Genomic DNA, 22561 nt, shown 5'->3' with positions numbered 1-22561 from the left:
CGTGCGCTGTTTTCCGATCCGGTCGGGTGCCGCCGCCGACGGCGTGCGTCGCCGGCGGCACCGCGCGGCCTAGCGGATGGTGGTGCGGCGATAGGCCAGGTGGGAGCGGTTGGCGGCGGCGATCGCGGCCAGCACGAGAGCAGCTGCCGGGCCCGGTGCCGCCACCCCCCGGATCAGCATGATCGGAAGAACGAGCAACGCGAGGAAGGCCCCCGCGCGCCACATGACCGTCAGGTCAACACGCTGTCGCGGTTCCCAGGTTTCAAGGGGGTCCGGATGCGGCATGTTACGGTCGTCAAACGCGCGGTCCGGCAACGCCCTTGGGCGCTGGACTGCACTCCGGTCGGGGGGCATGGGCCATCCTTGATCTTGGAGTGGACGTGGACGGTGGAGCCCCGGCAGAAGTTTGAGAGACCGAACCGGGGCTCCCCGCTATCGGGGGACACTACAGCGACAGGTGCACACCCAAGGTGCCCGTCGGAACGTAAGCCGAAGATTTCACCAACCACCCATGTAGAAAATCCGATTCTTTCGGAATGCTCTGCGCGCCGGTCGAATCTGGTCTAGCGTTGACGACTTTCCATCGCGAAACGGCCATTTGACGGTCCAGTCCTGCCACGGGAAAACCTCGGCCCCGCCGGCGGCTGCCGGCGGGGCCGAGGTGCTGCTGCGGTGCGTGTCAGGCGGTGCCGAGGGCGGTGCGGAGGACGGTGACGGCCTTGGTGATGGCGGCCTCGGCGGCGTGGGTTCCGCGCAGGGCGTTGAGCATCACGAAGTCGTGGATGATGCCCGGGTAGCGGACGGCGGTGACCTCGACCCCGGCCTGGCGGAGCTTCTCGGCGTAGGCCTCGCCCTCGTCCCTGAGCACGTCGGCCTCGCCGGTGATGACCAGGGCCGCGGGCAGCCCGGCGAGCTGCTCGGTGCTGGCGCGCAGCGGGCTGGCGGTGATCTCGGCGCGCTGGGCGGGGTCGGTGGTGTATTGGTCCCAGAACCACTGCATGCCGTCGCGGCGCAGGAAGTAGCCCTCGGCGAACTGGCGGTAGGAGCCGGTGTCGAAGTTGGCGTCGGTGACCGGGTAGAACAGCACCTGCTGCACCAGCGGCACATCGCCGCGCTCCTTGGCCATCAGGGTCAGCGCGGCGGCCATGTTGCCGCCGACGCTGTCGCCCGCGACCGCGACGCGGCCGGCGTCCAGGCCCTTGGCGGCGCCGTCGGTGGTGATCCAGCGGGCGACGGCGTAGTTCTGCTCGATGGCGACCGGGTAGCGGGCCTCGGGGGAGAGGTCGTACTCGGGGAAGACCACCGCGGCGCCGGCGCCGACGGCGAGTTCGCGGACCAGGCGGTCGTGGGTGTGGGCATTGCCGAACACCCATCCCGCGCCGTGGATGTAGAGGATCGCCGGCAGCGTGCCGGAGGCCCCGGCCGGCCTGACGATCCGGACCCGGACGCTGCCGGTGGGGCCGCCGCTGACGGTGGTCCACTCCTCGTCGACCGCGGGCTTGGCGATGTCTCCGGACTGGACCTCGTCGACGGCCTTGCGGCCCTCGGCGGGACCGAGGTCGAACAGGTACGGCGGGTTGGCGGTCGCTGCGGCGAACTCGGCCGCGGCCTGCTCCAGGACGGGTGCGGCGGGCGTGTGCTCGGTCATGGCTCACTCCTTCGGAGCGGGAGCCGGGGCGGCTCTCCGTCTGAGCACTAACCTATGACACGATTACCTCGTGCGCAAGTTAAGTGCTGAAGTGGTAATCGCCTCCGTGGGATAAACTGGCCCCATGAAGGCTGCTGACACACCCGGCGAGGCCGGGGACGGGTTCTCGCTGCTGCTGGACGACCAGCTCTGCTTCGCGCTCTACGCCGCGTCCAGGGCGGTCACCCACCGCTACCGGCCGCTGCTGGAGGCGCTGGGGCTGACCTACCCCCAGTACCTGGCCCTGCTGGTGCTGTGGGAGCACGGAACCGTGCCGATCAAGGACATCGGCGCCGCGCTGCAGCTCGACTACGGCACGCTCACCCCGCTGATCAAGCGGCTGGAGGCAAGCGGCCTGGTGCGCCGGGAGCGGTTGCCGCAGGACGAGCGCACGGTCCAGGTCAGCCTGACTGAGCAGGGACGCGACCTGCGCGAGCGCGCCGCGCAGGTGCCGGGGGCCATCGGCGACGCGATGGGGCTGTCCACCCGGGACTTCGACGAGGCCAGGAGGCTGCTCCGGCTGCTCACCGCCAATGTCTCGGCGGAGGCCTGACGGCGGATCAGTGGCCGGGGATGTCGCCTCGGGCGTGGGCGGCGAACTGCGCCGCCGCGGCCTCCGGTCCTGCCGACTCCAGCGCGGCCAGCAGGCCGGCGTGCTGCTCGGCCATCGCGGCCCAGTCGCCGGTGAACAGCGGGTCGGACACCACCCGCAGCGCCCGCAGGCTGGGCTCCATCACCGCCCAGACCTTCGGCAGGAACGGATTGCCGCTGGCCTCGCAGACCGCGCGGTGGAAGGAGATGTCGGCGTCGCGGAAGCGTCCGACGTTCCCCTCCGCCGCCGCCTCGCGCATCGCCTCGACCTGTTCCCGCAGCGCGTCCCACGCCTCGGCCGAGGGCTGCACCGCCGCGGTGCGCTCGGCCACGGTGCGTGCGGCCAGCTCCTCGATGACCAGCCGGACCGCGCGGGCGGCGGAGGCGTCGTCCGGCGACACCTTGGCCACGAAGCTGCCCCGGCGCGGGGCGTGCTGGGCCAGGCCCTCGTGCACCAGGCGCTTCACCGCCTCGCGGACCGGCGCCTGACTCACCTTGAGCTGCCGGGCGATCTCGGACTCCACCAGCCGGTCGCCGGGTTCGAGCTCACCGCTGATGATCAGGGCGCGCACCCGTGCGTACACCTGGTCGGACAGCAGGACCCGGGTCAGCGGCTGTCCGATGGTGCTCGCCATGAAGCCTCCTTGTGTGGACCTCCCGGCATCCTATCGACGGCCCGGGCCCGGATCCATGACGAACGGTGCAACCTATTGACGCCTCACAAGGGCCTCTCATACATTTCCTTCATGTAAACGGACTGAAACGTTTCAGATGGATTGTGGAGAAGCACACATGACGATGCCTCACCGTGTACCTGGCCGTTCGGACCGGAAACGACGTCTCGGCGTCGGTGCAGCCCTGGTGGGGCTGGCGGTGGCCGCGCTGCCCGTCGCCAACGCCGATGCCTCGGGCCACGCCGCCGGCCGTGCCGCCGACCACGGCCCTGCCCCGGCCCGTCCTTGGGACGCCTACAACCTCGCGCCGGCGAGCCGCACCGTCGCCCCGGTCCGGGTGACCCGGACGACGGGAACCGTGAGCAGCCCGAGCGCCCTGCTGCACGGGCGCCCGGTGGTGCTGTCCGGGGCCGGGTCCGGCTCCTCGATCACCCTGGACTTCGGCAAGGAGGTCGGCGGCGTGGTCAGCCTGCACTTCACCGGCGCCAGTGCCGGCGGGCAGCGGTTGGGCCTGGCCTTCAGCGAGTCCTCCCAGTACATCGGCACCAGCAGCGACGCCAGCAACGGCGGCTCCGGCAGTGACGGCGCGATCTACGCGGACGTCACCCCGGGTGCGACGTGGACCATGCCGCAGGCCTCGCTGCGCGGCGGCTTCCGCTACCTCACGCTCTTCTCCGCCTCCGGCGGGCCGATCTCCCTGGACAGGGTCAGCCTCGACATCTCCTTCGCGCCGACCATGGCGAACCTGCGCGACTACGACAACTACTTCTACTCCAGCGATCCGCTGCTCAACCGGATCTGGTACGCGGGCGCCTACACCGTGCAGACCAACACCATCGCCCCGACCACCGGCCGGGTCTGGGGGCCGCCCGCCTCCGGGTGGGACAACAGCGGCACCGTCGGCACGGGTGACACCGTGCTGGTCGACGGCGCCAAGCGGGACCGCACGGTCTGGCCCGGCGACCTGGGCGTCTCGGTGCCCACCGAGTTCGCCTCGCTGGGAGACCTCACCCCCACCCGCAATGCGCTGACCACGCTCTACCAGCACCAGGCCGCCTCAGGTGAACTCCCCTTCGCCGGACCGGAGGTGAACTTCTACGGCTCGGACACCTACCACCTCTGGACCCTGATCGGCACCGCGAACTACTACCAGTACTCGCACGACAAGGCGTGGTTGGACAGCGAGTGGTCCAACTACAAGCGGGCGCTGGCCTTCTCACTGGCCAAGGTCGGCACGGACGGACTGATGTCGGTCACCGGCACCGCCGACTGGGCCAGGAGCGACCAGGGCGGCGAGAACATCGAGGCCAACGCCCTGCTCTACCAGGCGCTGCGGACCGGCGCCGCGCTTGCCGCCGCCGAGGGCGACCAGGCGTCCGCCACGGCCTGGAAGGCCGCCGGCGACAGCGTCAAGGCCGGCGTCAACGCCGTGCTCTGGGACGACGCGGCGGGGGAGTACCGGGACAACCCGACCAGTGACCTGCACCCGCAGGACGGCAACTCGGCCGCCGTCTGGTTCGGCCTGGCGCCGAGCGACCGCGCCAAGCGGGTCAGCGCCTCGCTCACCACCGACTGGAACGCCTTCGGGGCGACGACCCCGGAGAAGAACTCCGAGATCGCCACCTTCCCCGGCTCCATGGAGATCCAGGCCCACCTGCAGGCCGGTGACACCACCCAGGCGCTGGACCTGATCCGCCGGGAGTGGGGCTATATGCTCAACTCCCCGCTGGGCACCGGCAGTACCTTCTGGGAGGGCTACCTCGCCAACGGGCAGTTCGGCTACGGCGGCGCCTACATGAGCGCCGCGCACGGCTGGGCCACCGGCCCCACCTCGGCGCTGACCTTCTACGTCCTCGGCATCAACCCGGCCTCGGTCAGCGGCGGTTACACGATCAAGCCGCAGCCCGGTGACCTCAAGAACGCGCAGGGGTCGCTGAAGACACCGCTCGGCGACATCAAGCTCGGCTGGCAGCACGACGTCAGCAGCCGCACCTTCACCGAGCAGCTCGACGCCCCGGCCGCGGCGGTCGGCGAGGTGGACGTGCCGACCTTCGGCGCCGCAACCCTGGTGACCGTCAACGGCAAGCGGGTCTGGAACGGCCGCGAGGGCTCCGGCTACGGCGCGCACCTCCAGGACGGCTATCTGGTCCTGCGCGGCGTCCCGGCCCGGGCGACCATCCGCAGCCAGGCCGTCGGCGCGGTGCCGACCACCCTCTCGGTGGCGGCGACCTCCACCTCCACCGCTCCGCTGCAGGCCGGACACACCCTGACGGTGCCGGTCACCGTCTCCGCCCAGGGCGACAAGGTGCTGAAGGGCAAGCTGACCGCGACGCTTCCGGCCGGATGGACCGCGGACCCGGCGAGCTTCACACTGGACACCAGGGACGGGCCGACCGACACGGTGGTCGACCTCACCCTGCACGCTCCCGCGGACGCCGCGAGCGGCCCGCAGTCCATCGGCATCACCGCGACGGCGGACCGGGCCAACGCCCATCTCAGCACGCCGGTGCTGGTGTTCGGCAGCTGGCCGCAGGGCAGCACCGCCGCCGCGTCCAGCGCGCACGCGCCGAATGTCTTCAACGGCCAGCAGCGGACCTATGACGCGGCCAACGCCATCGACGGCGACCCCGCCACCTTCTGGAACGACGACACCCCCGGCCAGTTCCCGGACACGCTGACGGTGACCGCGCCGTCGCCGGTCACCCTGCACGGAGTCGGCTTCGCCTCGATCGTCGACGGCGTGCCCACCGACTTCTCGGTGCAGACCTGGGACGGCAGCGAATGGACCACCCGGGCGGAGGTGAGCGGGAACTCCGCGGTCGACCGGTGGATCCCCTTCGACGCCCCGGTCAGCACCACCCAGGTCCGCCTTGTCGTCACTGGTTCGCAGACGCAGAACGGCAATTTCACCCGGGTTGCCGAGCTCACCCCGTAGTGCCGGAGCCCAGCGTTTTCCGGCTGTCGTTTTGAAACGTTCTACTGCGATCGAACCCCTGGAGCCCCCATGCCCTCCCCCCGTCCACGCCCCCGCCCGCGCCCCCGCGCGGTCCGTACCGCCCAGGCGGCGGCGCTCGCCGCCGCGCTCACGGTGACCATGTCCGTGGTGGTCGGTCCGGCCTCCGCGCAGTCGGCAACGGCCGCCCTGCACCGGTCGTCCTCGCCCGACTGGAAGCAGTACGTCCAGGCGCCGTCGAGCCGCTCGGTGCAGCCGGTCGCGGTCGTCGCCACCACCGGCGACGTGAGCCACCCCGGCGGGGCCCTCGGCCGCGGGACCGCCGTGCTCACCCGCCCGGCGCCCGCGCCCAAGCCCGCCTGGCCGGCCGGCACCACCGCCGACGCCTCGTCCTTCCACGACGGCAACAACGGCAATGACGGCAAGCCGCGCACCTATGTGCCCGGCAACGCGGTCGACGGCAATACCGACACCTTCTGGAACGACGCCTCCGCCGCCACCTATCCGGCCTGGATCCAGCTCACCAGCCCGACGCCGGTGAAGCTGCCCGGCATCACCGTGCTGTCCAACAGCGACGGGGTGCCGCAGGACTTCACCGTGCAGACCTGGGACGGGTCCGCCTGGACCACCCGGGCCACGGTCACCGGCAATGCCGACGTCCAGCGCGCGGTGGCCTTCCCGGCGGCGGTGAGCACCACGCAGGTGCGGATCACCGTGACCAAGGACCAGTCCACGCCCAAGGGCGAGTACACCCGGATCAATGAGATCTGGCCCGGCCTGGTCCAGGCCGACCCACCGCCGCCGAGCATCACCCTGGACTTCGGCAAGGTCGTGGTCGGCTACCCCAGGATCAGCTTCGCCGGCGCCTCCTCCAACAGCCCCGGCGTGCGGATCGCCACCTCGGAGACCCTGCAGTACCTCAGCGACCGCTCCGACTTCACCCGCTCCGACGTCAACGGCGGTCCCGGCACCGACCAGCACGCGGTGGCGCAGCAGGGCGAGATCTGGACCGACACCAAGGGCTGCCAGAGCGGCACCAAGGTGTGCGCCGACGGACTGCACGGCTTCCGCTACCTCAAGATCACCCTGGACGCCCTGGACACGGACGCACCGATCGCCCAGCCCTACGGCACCGTGAGGATCAACGGGGTCTCGCTGGACTTCAGCGCCTTCCTGGGCACCCCGGACAGCTACACCGGCTGGTTCGAGTCCTCGGACCCCCAGCTCAACCAGTACTGGTACGACGCCTCCTACACCAATGAGCTGGTCACCGACACCTTCCGGTCCAGTGACGTGGACCCGCGCGGCGCCGACAGCCCGACCCTGGACGGCAAGCTGGTGCTGCAGGACGGCGCCAAGCGCGACCGCGACCCCTATGTCGGCGACATCGCGGTCTCCGGCCGCACCACCTACCTCACCCATGACACCGCGGTCGCCGCCCGCAACGTGCTGGCCGACCTGGCGGACCACCAGCGCGCCGACGGCTGGATTCCCCCGGCGTCCATCAACAACTACACCCTGCCGCTGTTCGACTATCCGATGTGGTGGGTCACCAGCAGCTGGGACTACGTGCTCTACAGCGGGGACACCGCCTACGCGCAGTCCTACTACCCCAACCTGGTGAAGGTGCTGGACGACTGGTACCCCAGCGTCACCGACGCCAACGGCCTGCTGTCCAAGGGCCTGAACGGCACCGGCGGCTACGGCGACTACGCCTTCCTGGGCCGCACCGGCGAGGTCACCTACTACAACACCCTCTATGTGCAGGCGCTCAAGGACGCCTCGGCGATGGCCCGTTCGATGGGCCGCGGCGCCGACGCCGACCGCTGGCAGCAGCGGGCGCAGACCGTCAGCACGGCGATCAACGCCCATCTGTGGGACAGCGCCACCGGTGCCTACCTCGACTCCGCGTCAGGACCGGTCCGCCACGCGCAGGACGGCAACGGACTGGCCGTGGTCGCCGGGGTGGCCGACCAGGCGCAGGCCACCTCGGCCCTGAACTACCTGGCCCAGAACACCGCGCTGCCCTACGGCAACTCCTTCATGGACAACAACACCCTGGTCTCCGACGGCACCCAGCGGGTCTACGCCTTCACCTCCTACCCGGACATCCAGGCCCGCTTCCTCAGCGGCCAGGCCGACTCCGCGATCGACGAGATCAAGCGGCTGTACGGGTGGATGGCTGGCCACGGCCCCGGCATCACCGACTGGGAGGGCATCGGCGCGGGCGGGTCCCTCTACGAGGGCGCCTACACCTCGGCCGCGCACGGCTGGTCCACCGGTGTGGTCCCGGCCCTGAGCAACGACCTGCTCGGCGCCACCCCGACCGGACCCGGCTTCAGCACCTGGAGCGTCCAGCCGCACCCCGGCTCGGTGACCTGGGCCCGCGGCCAACTGCCGACCCCGCACGGCCCGTTGCAGGTCAGCTGGAGCCGAGGCAGCGGCGCGCAGCAGTTCAGCCTGACCGTCACCGCCCCCAAGGGGACCAGCGGGGACGTCGCCGTGCCGGTCACCGGGAGCGTCCTGGTCCGGGTGGACGGCAGGACCGTCTGGAACGCGGCCGGCGCGGTCGGATCCGCGGGCTCCTCCGCATCCGGGGCCACGCTCCAGGACGGCTACCTCACCCTGCACGGGGTGCGGCCCGGCACCCACACCGTCACGGTCACCGCCGCCGGCAAGTAGCACCCAGCCACCAAGTGCCGGTCCCTCCACGCCCGAACCGAGAGGACACATGTCAGTGAGATGGCCAAGGATCCGAGGAGGCGGGCGGACGCGCACGGTCGCGCTCGCCGCCGTGCTGGCGGCGGCGCTGTCCGTCCCCGCCGCCGTACCCGCGCTGGCGGCAGCCGCGCCGCAGCACCACCCGGGGGCCTCGGGCAGCGCCCTCGCCCCCACCGACCTGCGGGTCGACGGCCACGGTCCCGGCCTGCCCGCCGGTGAGTCGCGGCCGATCCTGGCCTGGGCCCTGCATGACGCGGCCCGCGCCGAGACCCAGACCGGGTACGAGATCCGGGTCCGCTCCGGGGCGAAGGCGGTGTGGGACTCGGGCCGGGTGGCATCGCAGAACTCGACCGACGTCGGCTACGCCGGGCCCGCCCTGGTCAGCGACCACAGCTACCAGTGGTCGGTGCGGACCTGGAACCGGCAGGGCCAGGCCTCCCCGTGGTCGGCCCCGTCGTCCTTCGACACCGGGCTGCTCAACGCGTCCGACTGGTCCGCCTGGTGGCTGCAGGTGAACGACGGCGCCCTGGTGCGCGGGGACTTCTCCGTCACCAAGCCGGTCGCCCGGGCCCGGCTCTACTTCGCGGCGCAGGGCATCGTGGAGCCGCATCTGAACGGCGCGCGGGTCGATCCCAGCGAGGTGCTCGACTCCTCGGTCACCGACTACAGCTCGCGGGTGCTCTACCGCGACCTGGACGTCACCGCGCAGCTGAAGCAGGGCGGCAACGCCCTCGCCTTCATGGCCGGCAAGGGCCAGTTCAGCGGTCGGCCGACCTTTGTCGCCCAGCTCGACGTCACCTACACCGACGGCTCCAGGTCGGTGTTCGGGACGGACCCGTCCTGGCGGACCACCGCAGGGCCGGTGACCGGCGACGACTTCTACTACGGCGAGACCTACGACGCGCGCAAGGCCGTCGCAGACTGGGACACGGCCGGTCTCGACGACAGCTCCTGGGCCGCCGCGCACGCGGTGGCACCGGCGGCGCACCCGGTCAGCCTGGCCCAGGGCAAGCCGGTGACCTCGCTGGACTCCACCACCTGCTGCGGCTGGTCGCCGGCCGCGCTCACCGACGGGGTCGACGGTTCCAGCGACGCCTCCGAGGGCTACCACTCGGCGATCGGGTCGGTCGCCGACACCACCAAGTGGGTGCAGACCGACCTGGGCACGGACCAGCAGGTGCGGCAGATCCGGCTGTTCCCCGCGCGGCCGACCAACGACCCGGCCGGTGACTTCCCCGCCGCCGGGTTCCCGGCCCGCTACCTGGTCCAGGTCAGCGACGACCCCACCTTCGCCACCGCCACCACGGTCGCCGACCGCACCGGCGCTGACCAGCCGTCACCCGGTACCTCGCCGGTGCTGCTGGACACCGACGCCACCGGGCGCTACGTCCGGGTCACCGCCACCGAACTGCCCTGCATCGGTACCAGTTGCACCTTCCGGCTGGCCGAGTTGGGCGTCTACGGCGCGCAGCCGGCCACCGGCTACTCCGCGGTCACCCGGCTGCAGGCCGACACCACCCCGCCGACCACGGTCGTCAAAACCCTCACCCCGGTGAAGGAGACCCGCCTCAGTTCCGGACAGCGGGTCTACGACTTCGGCCAGGACATCACCGGCTGGGTCACCATCTCGGCGGCCCAGCCGTCCGGGACCACCGTGGACATCAAGAAGGGCGAGATCCTCGACCCGTCCGGGCAGGTCTCCACGGCGAACATCAGCTTCTCCGCGAGCGACCCGCCCCGGCAGACCGACCACTACACCTTCAGTGGCTCGGGGACGGAAACCTACGCACCGCACTTCAACTACAACGGCTTCCGCTACGCCGAGCTGAGCGGCCTGCCGGACGGCGCCGCGGTCACCGTCACCGCGCAGGAGGAGCACACCGGTGTGCTGACGACAGGTCAGTTCACCTCCTCCAACCCGCTGTTGAACTCGATCCAGAGCGCGGTGGCGCAGACCCAGCTGAACGACCTGCAGTCGATCCCGCTGGACTGCCCCACCCGTGAGAAGCACGGCTGGCTCGGCGACGCCGCGGACTCCGACGTGGAGGCGATGAGCAACTACGACATGCAGTCCTTCTACGACAAGTGGCTCGGCGACGTGGTCACCAGCATCAACCCGGATGGCAGCATCCCCTCGGTGGCGCCGACCAACGGCGGCACCGGCTGGGCCACCGACCCGGCCTGGGGCACGGCGTATCCGCAGATCATCTGGGACAGCTACACCCAGTACGGCAGCACCCAGCCGATCACCGCCAACTACCAGCACGTGAAGGCGTGGGTCGACTACCTGGGCACGATCAGCGACGCCGACCACATCGTGGTCAACTCGCCCACCTCCTGGGGCGACGACTGGGTCGCCTCGGTCAGCACCCCGCACGACTACTTCCAGACCGGCTTCTACTACCTGGACGCCACTCTGCTGGCGAAGATGGCGGCGGTGGTCGGCAACACCGCCGACGCCACCCACTACAGCACCCTGGCCGGCCAGATCGCCACCGGCTTCACCCAGCGCTACTTCGACCCGGCCACCGGCGTCTACGGCACCGGAACCCAGCTCTCCTACGCGATGCCGCTGGTGCTCGGCCTGGTCCCGGCCGGACACGAACAGGCCACCGCGGACAAGCTGGTGCAGGACATCACCGCCCATGACGACCACCTCACCACCGGCTTCGTCGGCACCACCTTCGTATTCCAGGCGCTCGGCGACTACGGGCGCAACGACGTCGCGCTCGCGGTGGCCGAACGCACCGACTACCCCAGCTTCGGCTACATGATCAGCCAGGGCCCCGGCACCATCTGGGAGAAGTGGCCCAACTCCTCGGCCCCGGACGGGACCTCGTCCAAGGACCACATCGGCCTGGGCGGCTCCATCGGGCAGTGGTTCTACCAGCAGCTGGCGGGCATCCAGCCCGGCAGCACCGGCTCCGGCTACCGCACGCTGACCCTGGCGCCCAGCGTCGTCGGCGATCTGACCTCCGCCTCGGGACAGCAGCAGACCGCGCGCGGGACGGTGGTCAGCTCCTGGCAGCGTGACGGTTCCACGCTCACCTACCACGCGGTGGTCCCGGTCGGCGCGACCGCGACGATCCGGGTCCCGCTGCTGGGCGGCGCCGCCTCCACGGTGCGGGAGAGCGGGCGGACCATCTACGCGGCCGGGCACGGGGCCCAGTCCGACCCGGGGATCACCCTGGGGAAGGCGAACGACCAGGCGCTCAGCCTCACCGCCGGGTCCGGCGACTACACCTTCACCGTGACCGCGCCGAAGACCTCCTTCACCCGGATCGCGGTGACGGCCAGCCAGCCGGCGCCGATCACCCCGGGCGGCAGCGGCGACGTCACCCTGGTGGTCGAGGGCCGCTCCACCGAGGCCGGTTCGGCCGTGGTCGGCGCGACCCTGCCCAGCGGCTGGACCGCGACGGCGACCCCGGCCGCCGTCCCGCTCACCCCGGCCACCAGCGACGTCCGTGCGACGCTCCGGGTCAGTGTGCCGAGCACGGCGGCCAGCGGCGACTACTCGCTGACGGTCAGGGTGCGGGCGCCCGACGGGACCGTCGCCACGACGGCCGTGCCGGTGTCGGTGTTCGGCCGCTGGCCCGACGGCACCACCGCCTCCGCGTCCAGCGAGCACGCCCCGAACGTGGTGGACGGCGCCACCCGCACCTATGCGGCGGCCAACGCGATCGACGGCAACGTCGCCACCTTCTGGAACGACGACACGGACAGCCAGTACCCGGACACCCTCACCGTCACCGTGCCCGCGGCGGTCCCGCTGCGGGGTGTCGGGTTCGCCTCGTCCGCCGACGGCGTCCCGACCGCCTTCACCGTGCAGACCTGGGACGGCACGCAGTGGGTCACCCGGGCGGACGTGTCCGGCAATACCGCGCAGTACCGCTGGATCCCGTTCGCCACCGCGGTCAGCACCACCCAGGTGCGGGTGGTGGTGACGGCTGCTCAGAACAGCTTCACCCGAATCGCCGAGCTCACCCCCTGACGGGGGAGACCGGCGCTTGACCTGAGGTCGGGCCCGCCCGGACGAACTTCCCCTCGTCCGGGCGGGTCTTCGCCTTGGCTCTTGCCGTCGCTACCGTGCGGGGTAGCGGATTTCGAGCATCACGCAGCCCGGGCCGGTGCGGTAGGGGCCGTGCGGCATGCCCGGGGGCCGGCAGGCGTAGTGGCCGGCGGTGAACACCGTGCCGAGCGTGAGGTCCTCCAACTCGCCCTCCAGCAGCAGCACTTCCTCGACGTACTGATGCCGGATCACGCCCGCGGCGGAGGTGTCGAGCCCGGGGGCCCAGCGGGCCAGCCGGGTCAGTTCGGCGCCGTCGCCGGACGGGGCCGCGCTGAGCAACCGCTCGGAGACCCCGGGCGCCCCGGCGACCTCGGTCCAGGGCAGGCTGTCGACGGCGAGGAACTCCTGGGTGCGCTTCATGCCACCAAGCTCTCATAGCTCGGATGTGACGGGTGCGCCCGGTGGGAACCAGGAGGCGGCCCTGCTCGTCAGGCTGGATATGTCCAGCGCTCTTGTCCTCGGTATCGACCCGCACGCCGTGCCCGGTATGGACGGGGACGCCATCCGCGCGGTCCTCGACCGGGAGCTCGCCAGATTCGGCGAGCACGCCATCGAGGCGTCCATGACCCTGGTCACACTGGATGAGTCGGCCGAGTCCACGCTGGTGGCGGCGCTGACGGCGCGCGAGTGGGACGTGGTGGTGGTCGGCGGCGGGATCCGCAAGCCCGACTCGCTGCTGACCTTCTTCGAACACGTGGTGAACCTGATCCGGCAGCATGCGCCGGGCGCCGCGATCGCCTTCAACACCAGCGGCGCCGACAGCGTCGAGGCAGCCCAACGGTGGCTGTGATCCGGGCCCGGGTATGAACTCTCGGCGGGGGTAGGCACCGACCGCACCGGTGCAGCATCATCGGAAGTCGAGGAGGCCGCCATGGCAGAGCCGGAACAGACACCCCCCGAGGGGCAGGGCAGAATCGCGGGCCTGCCGTTCGACTGGCGCAGGCCCACCCACGCCCGCCTCGTCTCCCGGGCCTGGAACCCGAACGACCGCCGCCTGTTCACCCCCAAATCCTTCGGCTGGGGCTACGGCGTCAACTTCTACTGGGTGGCCCACCCGGTGAAGTACGCCCAGCGGAACCGCCAGCGGTGATGCGGGCGTACTCGCCTGATCGTCGCCGGCTCGTGGGCCGGGGTCAGTCCGTGTCGAAGAGGTAGACCGTGGCGTTGTCGGTGACCGGGACGGCGAACTGCAGGGTGAGGGCGAACGGGGCCGCCTTGGTGGCCGAGCCGGTGGTGCTGCCGCACTCGATCGTCATGACGTGGGGGAGTTCGGCGGAGTCCAGTTGCTTCGACAGCAGGGCGCTGATCTGGTTTCCGTCCCGGTGCAGGGCCAGCGGGCTGTTGTCGCGGTCGGAGGAGTACCAGGCGGTGCCGGAGCAGGGCGGTGCCAGGACCTCGATGGTGCTGGCGGTCCCGGACCCGAAGGCCAGGGCCAGCGGGGCGGTGGGGTCGTTGGGGCGGGGAAGGTCCTGGAGCAGCTTCAGGCCGGTGCTGTACAGCCCGCCGAGGCCGTCCGACCGGCCCTGGACCAGGGCCATCCGGTCCTGCCCGGCGGAGTCGCGGCCGACGATCAGCAGAACCAGCTGACCGCCGACGTAGTCCTGGTGCAGCTGCCGCACATCGCTGTGCGGCCCCCGGGCGTCCCAGAGGCTGACGACGGCGTGCGGCGGGGCAGTGCTGCCGGCCTCGGCCAGCGGCCACCAGGGTGTCTCGGGCGGGGTGCTGGTCCCGGTCGCGGGCGGCTGGACGGACGAGGAGGCCGCGGGACCCGTGGTCGGGACGGGTGCCGACGGGGCTGAGCCGGTGGGCAGGGTGAGCGCCACCGTCAGCAGTGCCGCGGCGCAGGCCGCGACGCCTGTGGTGCCGGCGACGGCCCGGCGCCGGCGCCGGGCGGTGACGCGGGCGCGGGCCCGGCCGGCCAGGGCCGCCGAGGGCGGCGCGGACCGGTCGGCGAGCGCGGCCAGGGCCTCTTCGAGATCGTGTTCGAAGGCGTCGGTCATGACCCCTCCTGACGGGACGTCGGCACGGACGCGGCGGTGTCCTGGTCCGGGAACGCCGCGCGCCCCGGTGGTTCCATCGTGGTGCGCAGCTGGGCCAGGCCGCGGAAGGTGAGCCTTTTGACGTTGCCCACCGAGCAGCCCAGGGTCAGCGCCGACTCCTGCTCGCTCAGCCCCACGTAGTGCCGCAGCACCACGGCGGCCCGGGTGCGCGGGGCCAGTTTCGCCAGCTCCCGGCGCAGCAGGTCGCGGTCCTCGGCGGCCTGGGTCTGCGCGGGAGCGTGGCTGTCCGGCGGGTGCAGGGTCATGATCTCCTTGAACCGGCGCCGGCGGACGGTGTCGATGTGCGCGTTGACGATCGCGGTCCGCACGTACGCCTCCTCCCTGCCCTGGGACTGCGCCCGGTCCCAGTGCCTGAAGCAGTTGGCCAGGGCGTTCTGCAAGAGGTCCTCCGCAAGGCCGGTGTCGCCGGTCAGCAGGTAGCACAGGCGCAGCAGCGAACGGGAACGTGCCAGCACGAACTCCTCGAACTGGGCTTCCCTCTCGCTCCGGCGCACCCTGCCCCCTTCTTCTCCGCTGTTCGAACGCTGGCGCGAGCCGCCCAGCAACCTCCTTCAACGCAGTCCGTGTGCCCGGGGTTGTACCGCTGGTGTGTGACGAGCGTCATATCCGCCCGATTCAACCTGGGCCGGCCACGACCTCGTTCTGAGCCGGTATGAAGACGCACACCCGTTCCATTGTTTCGCGTACGGCGGCGCTGGCCTGCCCGGCTCTGCTGGTGGTCGCCCTGTGCGCGGGATGCGCACAACCCGGCAGCGGTACCGTCGCCCAGGCGGTCGGCCCCGCGCCGGCCGCCGCGACGGCCGCCGCGCCGACCGCTGCGGCGCACCTCGCCGGAGGGGTCCCGTCCGGCGGCGCCTCCGCGCCCGTGCCCGCCGCGCTGCCGCCGGGCATCGGTGCCACGCTGGGCCACCGGGTGCCCGCCGATACGAACCAGATCCTGCTGGTGACCGGTCAGGGCGTCAACTCGCCCGACTCCAGCGCGGTGCTGTACGAGCGCACCGACGGGGTGTGGCAGGCGCACGGCAGCTGGGCCACGCACAACGCGCTGCACGGCTGGACCGAGGACCACCACGACTCGGACCTGCGCTCCCCGATCGGGGTGTTCGCCCTGACCGACGCGGGCGGCCTGCGGCCCGACCCCGGGTCGAAACTCCCGTACCACCACTCGTCCGGGTTCGTGGTGACCGGGACCGGGTTCCGCGGCGAACCGCTGGCCGGGGCCTTCAACTACGTGATCGCCATCAACTACAACCGCGAACCCGGCACCTCGCCGCTGGATCCCACCCGTCCGGAGGGCTATGCCAAGGGCGGCGGCATATGGCTGCACGTCGACCACCACGGCCCGACCCACGGCTGCGTCTCGCTGCCCAGCGCGGCCATGGTGGCCCTGCTGCGGACGCTGGACCCGGCGCAGCACCCGGTTGTGGTCATGGGGGACAGGGCGGCGCTGAGCGCGTGACCCTCCCAGGTGTGAGCAAAACGAAACACGTATGCCGCACGGAAGACATCTCCGGTTAACGCGAAACGCGGGCGAAACACTTCTGTTCGCGACCGGTAATACGGCCGGGTGACCATCAGGTCGCCCGGCCTGCACCGATCGCACCTTCCCGACGCCCCCGCGGCACGCGGGGGACAAGGAAGCCGACCCGCCCATGACCGACGCCCTCTCCGCCCCGGTGCTCTCCGATCCGGTGCTCTCCGCCGCCGCGTCCTCCGGCCTCAGCGCCGGTGACACCGCGTGGCTGCTGGTCGCCACCGCCCTGGTCCTGCTGATGACACCGGGGCTCGCCCTCTTCTACGGCGGCATGGTGCGCACCAAGAGCGTGCTCAACATGCTGATGATGAGCTTTGTGTCGATCGCCCTGGTCACCGTGGTCTGGCTGGCCGCCGGATACAGCCTCGCCTTCGGCCACGACCTCGGCGGCCTGGGCCTGCTCGGCGGCTTCGAGCACCTCGGCATGCGCGGGATCACCCCGCGGACGCTGACCGGGCACATCCCGACCCTGCTCTACGCGACCTTCCAGCTCACCTTCGCCATCATCACCGCCGCCCTGATCAGCGGCGCCATCGCGGACCGCACCCGGTTCAACGCCTGGGTACTGTTCGTGCTCGCCTGGACGCTGCTGGTGTACGTGCCGATCGCGCACTGGGTGTTCTCCCCGGACGGCTGGATCGCCGCGCGGCTGCATGCCCTGGACTTCGCCGGCGGAACGGTGGTCGAGGTCAACTCCGGCGCGTCCGGGCTCGCCCTGGCGCTGGTCCTCGGCCCGCGGCTGGGCTTCCGCCGGGAGGCGATGCGTCCGCACAACCTGCCGCTGGTGCTGCTCGGGGCCGGACTGCTCTGGTTCGGCTGGTTCGGCTTCAACGCCGGCTCGGCCCTCGGCGCCAACGGGCTGGCCGCCGCCGCGCTGCTGAACACCCAGGCGGCTGCCTGCACCGGTCTGCTGGGCTGGCTGGTGGTGGAGAAGTTCCGCGACGGCCACCCCACCACCCTGGGCGCGGTGTCCGGCGCGGTGGCCGGGATGGTCGCCATCACCCCGTCCTGCGGCTCGGTGGACCTGCTCGGCGCGCTGGTGATCGGCCTGGTCGCCGGGGTGCTCTGCTCCTACGCGGTGTCCTGGAAGTTCAGGCTCGGTTATGACGACTCACTGGACGTGGTCGGCGTGCACCTGGTCGCGGGCATCGCCGGAACCGTGCTGATCGGGGTCTTCGCGACCAGCGTGATGACCGGCGGCCCCGAGGGCCTGCTGCACGGCGGCGGCCTGGGCCAGCTGTGGCGGCAAGGGGTCGCGGTGCTGGCCACCGGGGCGTACGCGTTCGCCGTCAGCTACGGGCTGGGCAAGCTGATCGACCGCTTCGTGGGCTTCCGGGCGCCCGCCGAACACGAGCTCTCCGGCCTGGATCTCGCCGAACACGCCGAGACCGCATACGATCACGGCGTCATCCACCAAGGCGCCCTCGCCGGGTCCGCCGCCCACACCGCTCACCGGAACGAGTCTGTCGCGCCATGAAGCTGATCACCGCCGTCATCAAGCCGTTCCGCCTCGACACGGTGAAGGAGGCCCTGCACGAGCTGGGCGTCAACGGACTCACCGTCACCGAGGCCAGCGGCTACGGCCGCCAGCGCGGCCACACCGAGGTCTACCGCGGCGCCGAGTACCGGATCGACCTGGTGCCCAAGGTCCGGATAGAGGTCGTGGTCGAGGACGAGGCGGCCGACCAGGTGCTGGAGGCGATCGTCAGCGCCGCCCACACCGGCAAGATCGGCGACGGCAAGGTGTGGTCCGTCCCGGTCGAGACCGTGGTCCGGGTCCGCACCGGCGAGCGCGGCCCCGACGCCGTCTGACCGGAGGTCCTGATGCCGGGTGTCGCGTTGTTCACGCTGGGCGGCACGATCGCGATGGCGGGGCAGGCCAGGGACGGTGCGGGCGGGCCGGTGGTCGCCCGGTTGAGCGGGGCGGACCTGACCCGCGCGGTTCCGGCCCTGGGCACGCTGGGTGTGCCGCTGGAGGTGCACGACGTCGACGCCGTGGGCAGCGCCAATCTGACGTTCGCTCAGATCACGGCCCTGGTCGAGGCGGCGTCGGCGGCCGTCGCCGCCGGGGCCCGCGGGGTGGTGGTCACCCAGGGCACGGACACGCTGGAGGAGACCGCCTTCCTGGTGGACCTGCTGTGGCCGCACCCCGAGCCGTTCGTGCTGACCGGGGCGATGCGCAATCCGACCCTGGCCGGGCCTGACGGTCCGGCGAACCTGCTCGCCGCCGCCCGTACCGCCGCCTCGCCCGCCGCGCGTGGGCTGGGCGCGCTGGTCGCCTTCAACGACGAGATCCACGCCGCCCGCTGGGTGCGGAAGACGCACAGCACCAGCACGGCCACCTTCGCCTCGCCGAACGCCGGTCCGATCGGCCAGGTCATCGAGGGCCGGGTCCGGCTGCTCACCACCCCGCTGCGTCATCAGCCGCTGCCGCTCGGGTCGTTGGAGCCGTCGCCGGTGGTGCGGGTGGCGCTGCACACCGTCACCTTGGACGACGACGCCGAGGGGCTCACCGCCGTCGCCGGGACCGCGCAGGGGCTGGTCGTGGCCGGCTTCGGCGTCGGCCACGTCCCCGCCGTGCTCGCCGACCCGTTGGGCGACCTGGCCGCGCGGATGCCGGTGGTCCTGGCCTCCCGGACCGGCAGCGGCTCGGTGCTGCGGCACACCTACGGCGCGACCGGTTCGGAGACCGACCTGCTGGGCCGAGGGCTCATCAACGCCGGTCTGCTCGACCCCTACAAGTCCCGGGTCCTGCTGCGCCTGCTGCTGGCCCGCGGCGCCGACCGGCGGGCGATCGAAACCGCCTTCGAGCAGCACGGCTGAGACACGCCGCAGGGGGTGCTGGTCCGCGCATGTCGCCCTGTTCCCTTGGGATAGATTCGGGCCATGGACACGCAGACGCTGGGAGCCGCCGGGGGCCGGAATGCCTGACCGGAGCCCGGCTTCGCCGCTGGACGCGGTCGCGGCGCTGCTGGCCGCCGTCGCGGCCGGAACCGTACTGCCCGTGCCCGCCGAGCGGGTCCGGCTGCGCGAGGCCGCCGGGCTGACCGAGGCCGCCGTCGCCCAGGCCCTCGGCGTGCGGGTCCCGAGCATCCAGGCCTGGGAGGCCGGACGCGCGGAGCCGGCGGGCGAACGGCTGGAGGCGTACCGGCAACTGCTGGACGGCCTGGCCACCCGCTTCCCGGCACCGGCCCCGGCCCCGGCACCGACGCCCGCGCCTGCCCCCGCCCCCCGCGCCGAGACCGTGCCGCGCAAGGCCGCCACCCCCGCCCGGGCCGTCCCGTCCCGCTCCGCGCAGCAGCGCCCGGACCGGGATCCGCGGTTCGCGAACGGGCCGCTGCTGGTGCTGGACGGCGACGGCTGTGCCTACGGCGAGGGCGGGTTGGTGCTGGACTGCCCGGCGGCCACCGTTCCCGCCCTGGTGGCTTGGACGGTGGACCAGGCCCGCATCGGCACGCCGCGGCTGCATGCCTCCGGCAAGGACGGCGACCCGCTGGTCGTGCTGACCGCCACGGCGCTGGAGCGCCTGGGCCTGCCGGAGCGGCTGGAGGACCGGCGGGCCCTGCGACTGCCGGAGAACCATCCGGTGATCAAGCAGCTGGCCAAGGCCGGATGGAAGCTGACCAAGCGCGGCTTCGGCCCCTGGGCCCGGATCTACCGCCCGGTGGACGGCGGTCGCCGGGTCTGCGTGCAGCTGGCGCTGCTGCCCTGGGACGCCCTGGACGCCCGGGCCTGGGGTGAGGACGCCGGGACGCTGCCCGCCCCGGACGTCGCCAAGCTGCTGACCGACTACGCGACCCGGGTGCTCACCCCGCTGGGTTCGCCCGCGGTGTGCGGCAGCGAGCTGATGAGCGCGCTGCGCCCGCCGACCCGTGCCGTCCAGGGCCCCGACGGCGGTTGGCGCTCGGGCGGGCTGCCCGGGTCGCTGGTGGTCGCGGTCGACCCGGCCCCGCCCGAGCCCCCGGACGAGCACCCGCTCGCGGTCGGTCGCGGCCAGGGCCCGGACGAGGTGCTGGACGAGGAGGCGTTCGAGTGGGTCCGCGACCCGGAGACGCTCAGCGACGCCGAGTGCGCCCGCCCCTGGGCGGTGGGCATCGACGTCAATATGGCCTTCGCCGCCGCGGCCAACCGGCTGCGGGTCGGGCTGGGCGAGGCGGTCCTGGTGCAGGCGCCGCGCTTCGACAAGGACCTGCCGGGGTCCTGGCTGATCGACCTCTCCGAGGTCGCCCTCGACCCCCGGCTGCCGTCCCCGTTCACCCCGCACGGCAGCACCCCGGCCGGCCCCGCCTGGTACACCACGCCGACCGTCGGCTACGCCCATGAGCTGGTCCGACTCCTGGGCCTGCCGGTCCGGTTGGAGCCGATCGAGGGCTGGCTGCGGCCCACCGAGGAGCAGCTGCACGCCCTGGTCCGCGAGCACGGAGCCCGGGTCCCGGCCGCCGCGTGGGAGTCCGGCGAGCTGGAGCAGCTGCAGCGGCTCGGCCTGGAGGGCGTGCTGGAGGACGAGCGGCGGCAGCGGGCGCTGGAGTTCCTGGGGACCGTACCCCGCTTCGACAACGGCCCCTATCTGGACCCCTGGTACAAGCGGCTGCGGGACGCCTATGTGGCCACCATGGCCGAACTCGGGGTGACCGCGGAGTTGACGCCGCCTCAGTTCCTGGCCGCGATGGAGGGCCACAAGCAGGTCGATCCGGGCCAGGCGGCGGTGCTCTCCGCGATCAAGGCCACCGTCAAGGGCGGCATCGGCAAGCTGCGCGAGCGCCCCCAGGGCGCCAAGCACAAGCCCGGTGAGCCCTGGCCGGCGCTGCGCCGTCCGAGCTGGCGTCCGGACATCAGGGCCGCGGTGATCGCCTCGGCGCGGGTCAATATGCACCGGAAGATCATGGCCCTGGCGCTGAAGGCGGACCTGTACCCGATCGCGGTGCTCTCCGACTGCGCCGTCTACCCCTCCGCCGGGCCCTCCCCGCTCGACTTCCTGCCGCACGCCGCCGATGGCAAGCCGCTGCCGGGAGGGTTCCGGCTCGGGGTCTCCCCGGGGATGGTCAAGCACGAGGGCACCCAGGCGCTGCTGGGCTGGGCGGTGCCGCTGATGGACCAGGGCCACAACCCCGCCCGCCACATCAAGGGCGGCGGACACGACGCCTTCCTGGACGGGGAGTAGACGCACCATCATGGGAAAGATCAGCGACGGCCTGCAGCGGGCGATCGAGGCCCAGTTCACCCGCAAACCGCCGGTCAGCACCCAGGCCCGGGCGAAGTTCCTGGTCAAGCAGCACGGCGGCACCCGGGCGGTGGCCGCGCTGCTGGGCGTCTCCCAGCGCACCGTCGAGCGCTATCTGACCGGCCAGCGGCGGACCCCTCCCGCGGCGGTCGCGGCCAGGCTGGACGCCGAGGTGCGCCGCCGCTGGCAGCCGCTGGTGCGCAGACGCGCCACCCAGCGCGCCGCCACCAGCACCGGCATCACCATCGAGACCCGTGCCACCTTCGGCTACGACGCCCCGGCCGGCACCACCGACGAGGGGCGGCTGCGCCGGATCACCCAGCACCTGCCGGCCTCCTACGCCGCCCGGCTGTTCGAAGCCGGCGAGGCCGGGGCCTCGGAGAACGAACTCGCCCAGATCGTCGCCGACGGCTTCGCCGAGCACTACTTCCGCGACGGCGGACGCCGCGCCCAGGGCCTGGACGTGCGGCTGACCGGCATCGACTACTGGGACGCGGACCTGTAGCCCGTTGGGCGGCGTCGGTAGGACCGGACCGGTCCGGAGGTGTGCAACGGATCTTTCGGGGCAGTCGGAAAGTGCTGTCCTCGATCCGATGGAGGTGGGCCATGCCCTCCGAGCCCGATGTCCTGACCGTCAGTACCACCGTCCATGGCACGGACCGCGCGGTGGTGGCCATCAGCGGCCAGCTCGACGGCGACACCGCCGCCGTGCTGCAGCACCAGTTGGCCGCGCTGACGCTGCAGGGCCGGCGCTTCATCGTGCTGGACCTGGCACTGGTGCCGTTCATGGACTCCTCCGGCCTGAACAGCGTGCTGCGGGCGCGGTCCGCGCTGCTCCGCCACGAGGGACAGCTGCTGCTGGCCGCTCCCTCCGAGCCGGTGCGGCGTCTGCTCGACCTGACCGGCATCAGCCTGGCCACCCCGCTCCACGACAGCACGGACCTGGCTCTGGCTGCCTTCCCCGCCGAGGAGGCACCCCCGCGCTCCGGCGTGTAGCTCGGAGCCCTGCCAGGTGGCATACGCTTCGCGGGCGGAGTGGGGACCACTGCCG

At 72.1% G+C, this 22561-nt stretch carries 19 protein-coding genes; 13 read left to right on the top strand and 6 right to left on the bottom strand.

The window, feature by feature from the left end:
- Positions 1 to 69: 69 nt before the first annotated feature.
- Together ACEZDG_RS34140 and ACEZDG_RS34135 are read right to left on the bottom strand one after the other, a co-directional pair.
- Positions 70 to 285 (bottom strand): hypothetical protein, encoded by a 216-nt coding sequence (locus ACEZDG_RS34140; protein WP_380517688.1) that lies wholly within the window; start codon positions 283 to 285, stop codon positions 70 to 72.
- A 394-nt stretch (positions 286 to 679) separates the two neighbouring features.
- Complete coding sequence (locus ACEZDG_RS34135; RefSeq protein WP_380517685.1) at positions 680 to 1648, bottom strand: alpha/beta hydrolase; 969 nt, start codon at positions 1646 to 1648, stop codon at positions 680 to 682.
- 124 nt (positions 1649 to 1772) lie between these two features.
- On the opposite strand from ACEZDG_RS34135, the gene ACEZDG_RS34130 reads away from it, so the two are divergent.
- The gene (locus tag ACEZDG_RS34130) at positions 1773 to 2240 is read left to right on the top strand and encodes a MarR family winged helix-turn-helix transcriptional regulator (RefSeq protein ID WP_380517680.1); all 468 of its coding nucleotides are present in this window, start codon (positions 1773 to 1775) and stop codon (positions 2238 to 2240) included.
- Positions 2241 to 2247: 7 nt separating this feature from the next.
- Here the strand turns inward: ACEZDG_RS34130 and ACEZDG_RS34125 are convergent, their stop codons facing one another.
- A complete protein-coding gene (locus tag ACEZDG_RS34125) occupies positions 2248 to 2913 on the bottom strand; it encodes a GntR family transcriptional regulator (RefSeq protein WP_380517677.1) in 666 nt (221 codons plus the stop codon).
- A gap of 157 nt (positions 2914 to 3070) precedes the next feature.
- Between ACEZDG_RS34125 and ACEZDG_RS34120 the strand changes: the two genes are divergently transcribed.
- The 3 genes from ACEZDG_RS34120 to ACEZDG_RS34110 all read left to right on the top strand — a co-directional run bounded on the left by ACEZDG_RS34120 (position 3071) and on the right by ACEZDG_RS34110 (position 12617).
- Positions 3071 to 5887, top strand: a complete 2817-nt coding sequence (locus tag ACEZDG_RS34120; protein ID WP_380517675.1) for an alpha-L-rhamnosidase-related protein — start codon at positions 3071 to 3073, stop codon at positions 5885 to 5887.
- Between the two features lie 69 nt (positions 5888 to 5956).
- On the top strand, positions 5957 to 8587 hold the full coding sequence (locus ACEZDG_RS34115) for an alpha-L-rhamnosidase-related protein (protein WP_380517672.1): 2631 nt from the start codon (positions 5957 to 5959) through the stop codon (positions 8585 to 8587).
- A 49-nt stretch (positions 8588 to 8636) separates the two neighbouring features.
- Positions 8637 to 12617 carry a family 78 glycoside hydrolase catalytic domain gene (locus tag ACEZDG_RS34110; RefSeq protein ID WP_380517669.1) on the top strand — a complete coding sequence of 1327 codons (3981 nt, stop codon included), beginning with the start codon at positions 8637 to 8639 and terminating at the stop codon, positions 12615 to 12617.
- Positions 12618 to 12707: 90 nt separating this feature from the next.
- Here the strand turns inward: ACEZDG_RS34110 and ACEZDG_RS34105 are convergent, their stop codons facing one another.
- Positions 12708 to 13055 (bottom strand): cupin domain-containing protein, encoded by a 348-nt coding sequence (locus tag ACEZDG_RS34105; RefSeq protein ID WP_380517667.1) that lies wholly within the window; start codon positions 13053 to 13055, stop codon positions 12708 to 12710.
- Positions 13056 to 13134: 79 nt separating this feature from the next.
- On the opposite strand from ACEZDG_RS34105, the gene ACEZDG_RS34100 reads away from it, so the two are divergent.
- Positions 13135 to 13485 carry a hypothetical protein gene (locus ACEZDG_RS34100; protein WP_380517665.1) on the top strand — a complete coding sequence of 117 codons (351 nt, stop codon included), beginning with the start codon at positions 13135 to 13137 and terminating at the stop codon, positions 13483 to 13485.
- A gap of 81 nt (positions 13486 to 13566) precedes the next feature.
- Entirely contained in the window at positions 13567 to 13785 is a 219-nt protein-coding gene (locus ACEZDG_RS34095) for a DUF5808 domain-containing protein (protein WP_380517662.1), read from the top strand.
- Positions 13786 to 13828: 43 nt separating this feature from the next.
- Here ACEZDG_RS34095 and ACEZDG_RS34090 read toward each other — a convergent pair whose 3' ends face one another.
- Entirely contained in the window at positions 13829 to 14695 is an 867-nt protein-coding gene (locus ACEZDG_RS34090) for a hypothetical protein (protein ID WP_380517659.1), read from the bottom strand.
- Positions 14692 to 15249: a SigE family RNA polymerase sigma factor gene (locus tag ACEZDG_RS34085; RefSeq protein WP_380517656.1), complete on the bottom strand. Its 558-nt coding sequence runs from the start codon at positions 15247 to 15249 to the stop codon at positions 14692 to 14694. Before ACEZDG_RS34085 ends, ACEZDG_RS34090 begins: the two co-directional genes overlap by 4 nt.
- 158 nt (positions 15250 to 15407) lie before the next feature.
- Here ACEZDG_RS34085 and ACEZDG_RS34080 point away from each other — a divergent pair, with 158 nt between their 5' ends.
- From ACEZDG_RS34080 to ACEZDG_RS34050, 7 genes are all read left to right on the top strand, one after another.
- Positions 15408 to 16214 (top strand): L,D-transpeptidase family protein, encoded by an 807-nt coding sequence (locus ACEZDG_RS34080; RefSeq protein ID WP_380517653.1) that lies wholly within the window; start codon positions 15408 to 15410, stop codon positions 16212 to 16214.
- A gap of 193 nt (positions 16215 to 16407) precedes the next feature.
- On the top strand, positions 16408 to 17766 hold the full coding sequence (locus tag ACEZDG_RS34075) for an ammonium transporter (RefSeq protein ID WP_380517650.1): 1359 nt from the start codon (positions 16408 to 16410) through the stop codon (positions 17764 to 17766).
- The gene (locus tag ACEZDG_RS34070) at positions 17763 to 18101 is read left to right on the top strand and encodes a P-II family nitrogen regulator (protein ID WP_380517648.1); all 339 of its coding nucleotides are present in this window, start codon (positions 17763 to 17765) and stop codon (positions 18099 to 18101) included. Before ACEZDG_RS34075 ends, ACEZDG_RS34070 begins: the two co-directional genes overlap by 4 nt.
- A 12-nt stretch (positions 18102 to 18113) precedes the next feature.
- Complete coding sequence (locus ACEZDG_RS34065; RefSeq protein WP_380517645.1) at positions 18114 to 19112, top strand: asparaginase; 999 nt, start codon at positions 18114 to 18116, stop codon at positions 19110 to 19112.
- A gap of 100 nt (positions 19113 to 19212) precedes the next feature.
- Positions 19213 to 21450, top strand: coding sequence for a helix-turn-helix domain-containing protein (locus ACEZDG_RS34060; RefSeq protein ID WP_380517642.1), 2238 nt, complete (start codon positions 19213 to 19215; stop codon positions 21448 to 21450).
- A gap of 10 nt (positions 21451 to 21460) precedes the next feature.
- Positions 21461 to 22015 carry a telomere-protecting terminal protein Tpg gene (gene tpg, locus ACEZDG_RS34055; RefSeq protein ID WP_380517639.1) on the top strand — a complete coding sequence of 185 codons (555 nt, stop codon included), beginning with the start codon at positions 21461 to 21463 and terminating at the stop codon, positions 22013 to 22015.
- Between the two features lie 101 nt (positions 22016 to 22116).
- On the top strand, positions 22117 to 22506 hold the full coding sequence (locus ACEZDG_RS34050; RefSeq protein ID WP_380517637.1) for an STAS domain-containing protein: 390 nt from the start codon (positions 22117 to 22119) through the stop codon (positions 22504 to 22506).
- Positions 22507 to 22561 lie beyond the last annotated feature (55 nt).

Origin of the sequence: Streptacidiphilus alkalitolerans (assembly GCF_042511045.1) — a bacterium.
GTDB lineage: Bacteria > Actinomycetota > Actinomycetes > Streptomycetales > Streptomycetaceae > Streptacidiphilus > Streptacidiphilus alkalitolerans.
This window is presented reverse-complemented; position numbering and strand designations above follow the sequence as displayed.

Excerpts from the sequence above, each read along its gene's own strand:
- ACEZDG_RS34120 (WP_380517675.1), top strand. The coding sequence starts at position 3,071 with ATGACGATGCCTCACCGTGTACCTGGCCGTTCGGACCGGAAACGACGT.
- ACEZDG_RS34080 (WP_380517653.1), top strand. The coding sequence starts at position 15,408 with ATGAAGACGCACACCCGTTCCATTGTTTCGCGTACGGCGGCGCTGGCC.
- tpg (WP_380517639.1), top strand. The coding sequence starts at position 21,461 with ATGGGAAAGATCAGCGACGGCCTGCAGCGGGCGATCGAGGCCCAGTTC.
- ACEZDG_RS34130 (WP_380517680.1), top strand. The coding sequence starts at position 1,773 with ATGAAGGCTGCTGACACACCCGGCGAGGCCGGGGACGGGTTCTCGCTG.
- ACEZDG_RS34070 (WP_380517648.1), top strand. The coding sequence starts at position 17,763 with ATGAAGCTGATCACCGCCGTCATCAAGCCGTTCCGCCTCGACACGGTG.
- ACEZDG_RS34140 (WP_380517688.1), bottom strand. The coding sequence starts at position 285 with ATGCCGCATCCGGACCCCCTTGAAACCTGGGAACCGCGACAGCGTGTT.
- ACEZDG_RS34060 (WP_380517642.1), top strand. The coding sequence starts at position 19,213 with ATGCCTGACCGGAGCCCGGCTTCGCCGCTGGACGCGGTCGCGGCGCTG.
- ACEZDG_RS34125 (WP_380517677.1), bottom strand. The coding sequence starts at position 2,913 with ATGGCGAGCACCATCGGACAGCCGCTGACCCGGGTCCTGCTGTCCGAC.
- ACEZDG_RS34065 (WP_380517645.1), top strand. The coding sequence starts at position 18,114 with ATGCCGGGTGTCGCGTTGTTCACGCTGGGCGGCACGATCGCGATGGCG.
- ACEZDG_RS34110 (WP_380517669.1), top strand. The coding sequence starts at position 8,637 with ATGTCAGTGAGATGGCCAAGGATCCGAGGAGGCGGGCGGACGCGCACG.
- ACEZDG_RS34050 (WP_380517637.1), top strand. The coding sequence starts at position 22,117 with ATGCCCTCCGAGCCCGATGTCCTGACCGTCAGTACCACCGTCCATGGC.
- ACEZDG_RS34090 (WP_380517659.1), bottom strand. The coding sequence starts at position 14,695 with ATGACCGACGCCTTCGAACACGATCTCGAAGAGGCCCTGGCCGCGCTC.
- ACEZDG_RS34135 (WP_380517685.1), bottom strand. The coding sequence starts at position 1,648 with ATGACCGAGCACACGCCCGCCGCACCCGTCCTGGAGCAGGCCGCGGCC.
- ACEZDG_RS34095 (WP_380517662.1), top strand. The coding sequence starts at position 13,567 with ATGGCAGAGCCGGAACAGACACCCCCCGAGGGGCAGGGCAGAATCGCG.
- ACEZDG_RS34105 (WP_380517667.1), bottom strand. The coding sequence starts at position 13,055 with ATGAAGCGCACCCAGGAGTTCCTCGCCGTCGACAGCCTGCCCTGGACC.
- ACEZDG_RS34100 (WP_380517665.1), top strand. The coding sequence starts at position 13,135 with ATGTCCAGCGCTCTTGTCCTCGGTATCGACCCGCACGCCGTGCCCGGT.
- ACEZDG_RS34075 (WP_380517650.1), top strand. The coding sequence starts at position 16,408 with ATGACCGACGCCCTCTCCGCCCCGGTGCTCTCCGATCCGGTGCTCTCC.
- ACEZDG_RS34115 (WP_380517672.1), top strand. The coding sequence starts at position 5,957 with ATGCCCTCCCCCCGTCCACGCCCCCGCCCGCGCCCCCGCGCGGTCCGT.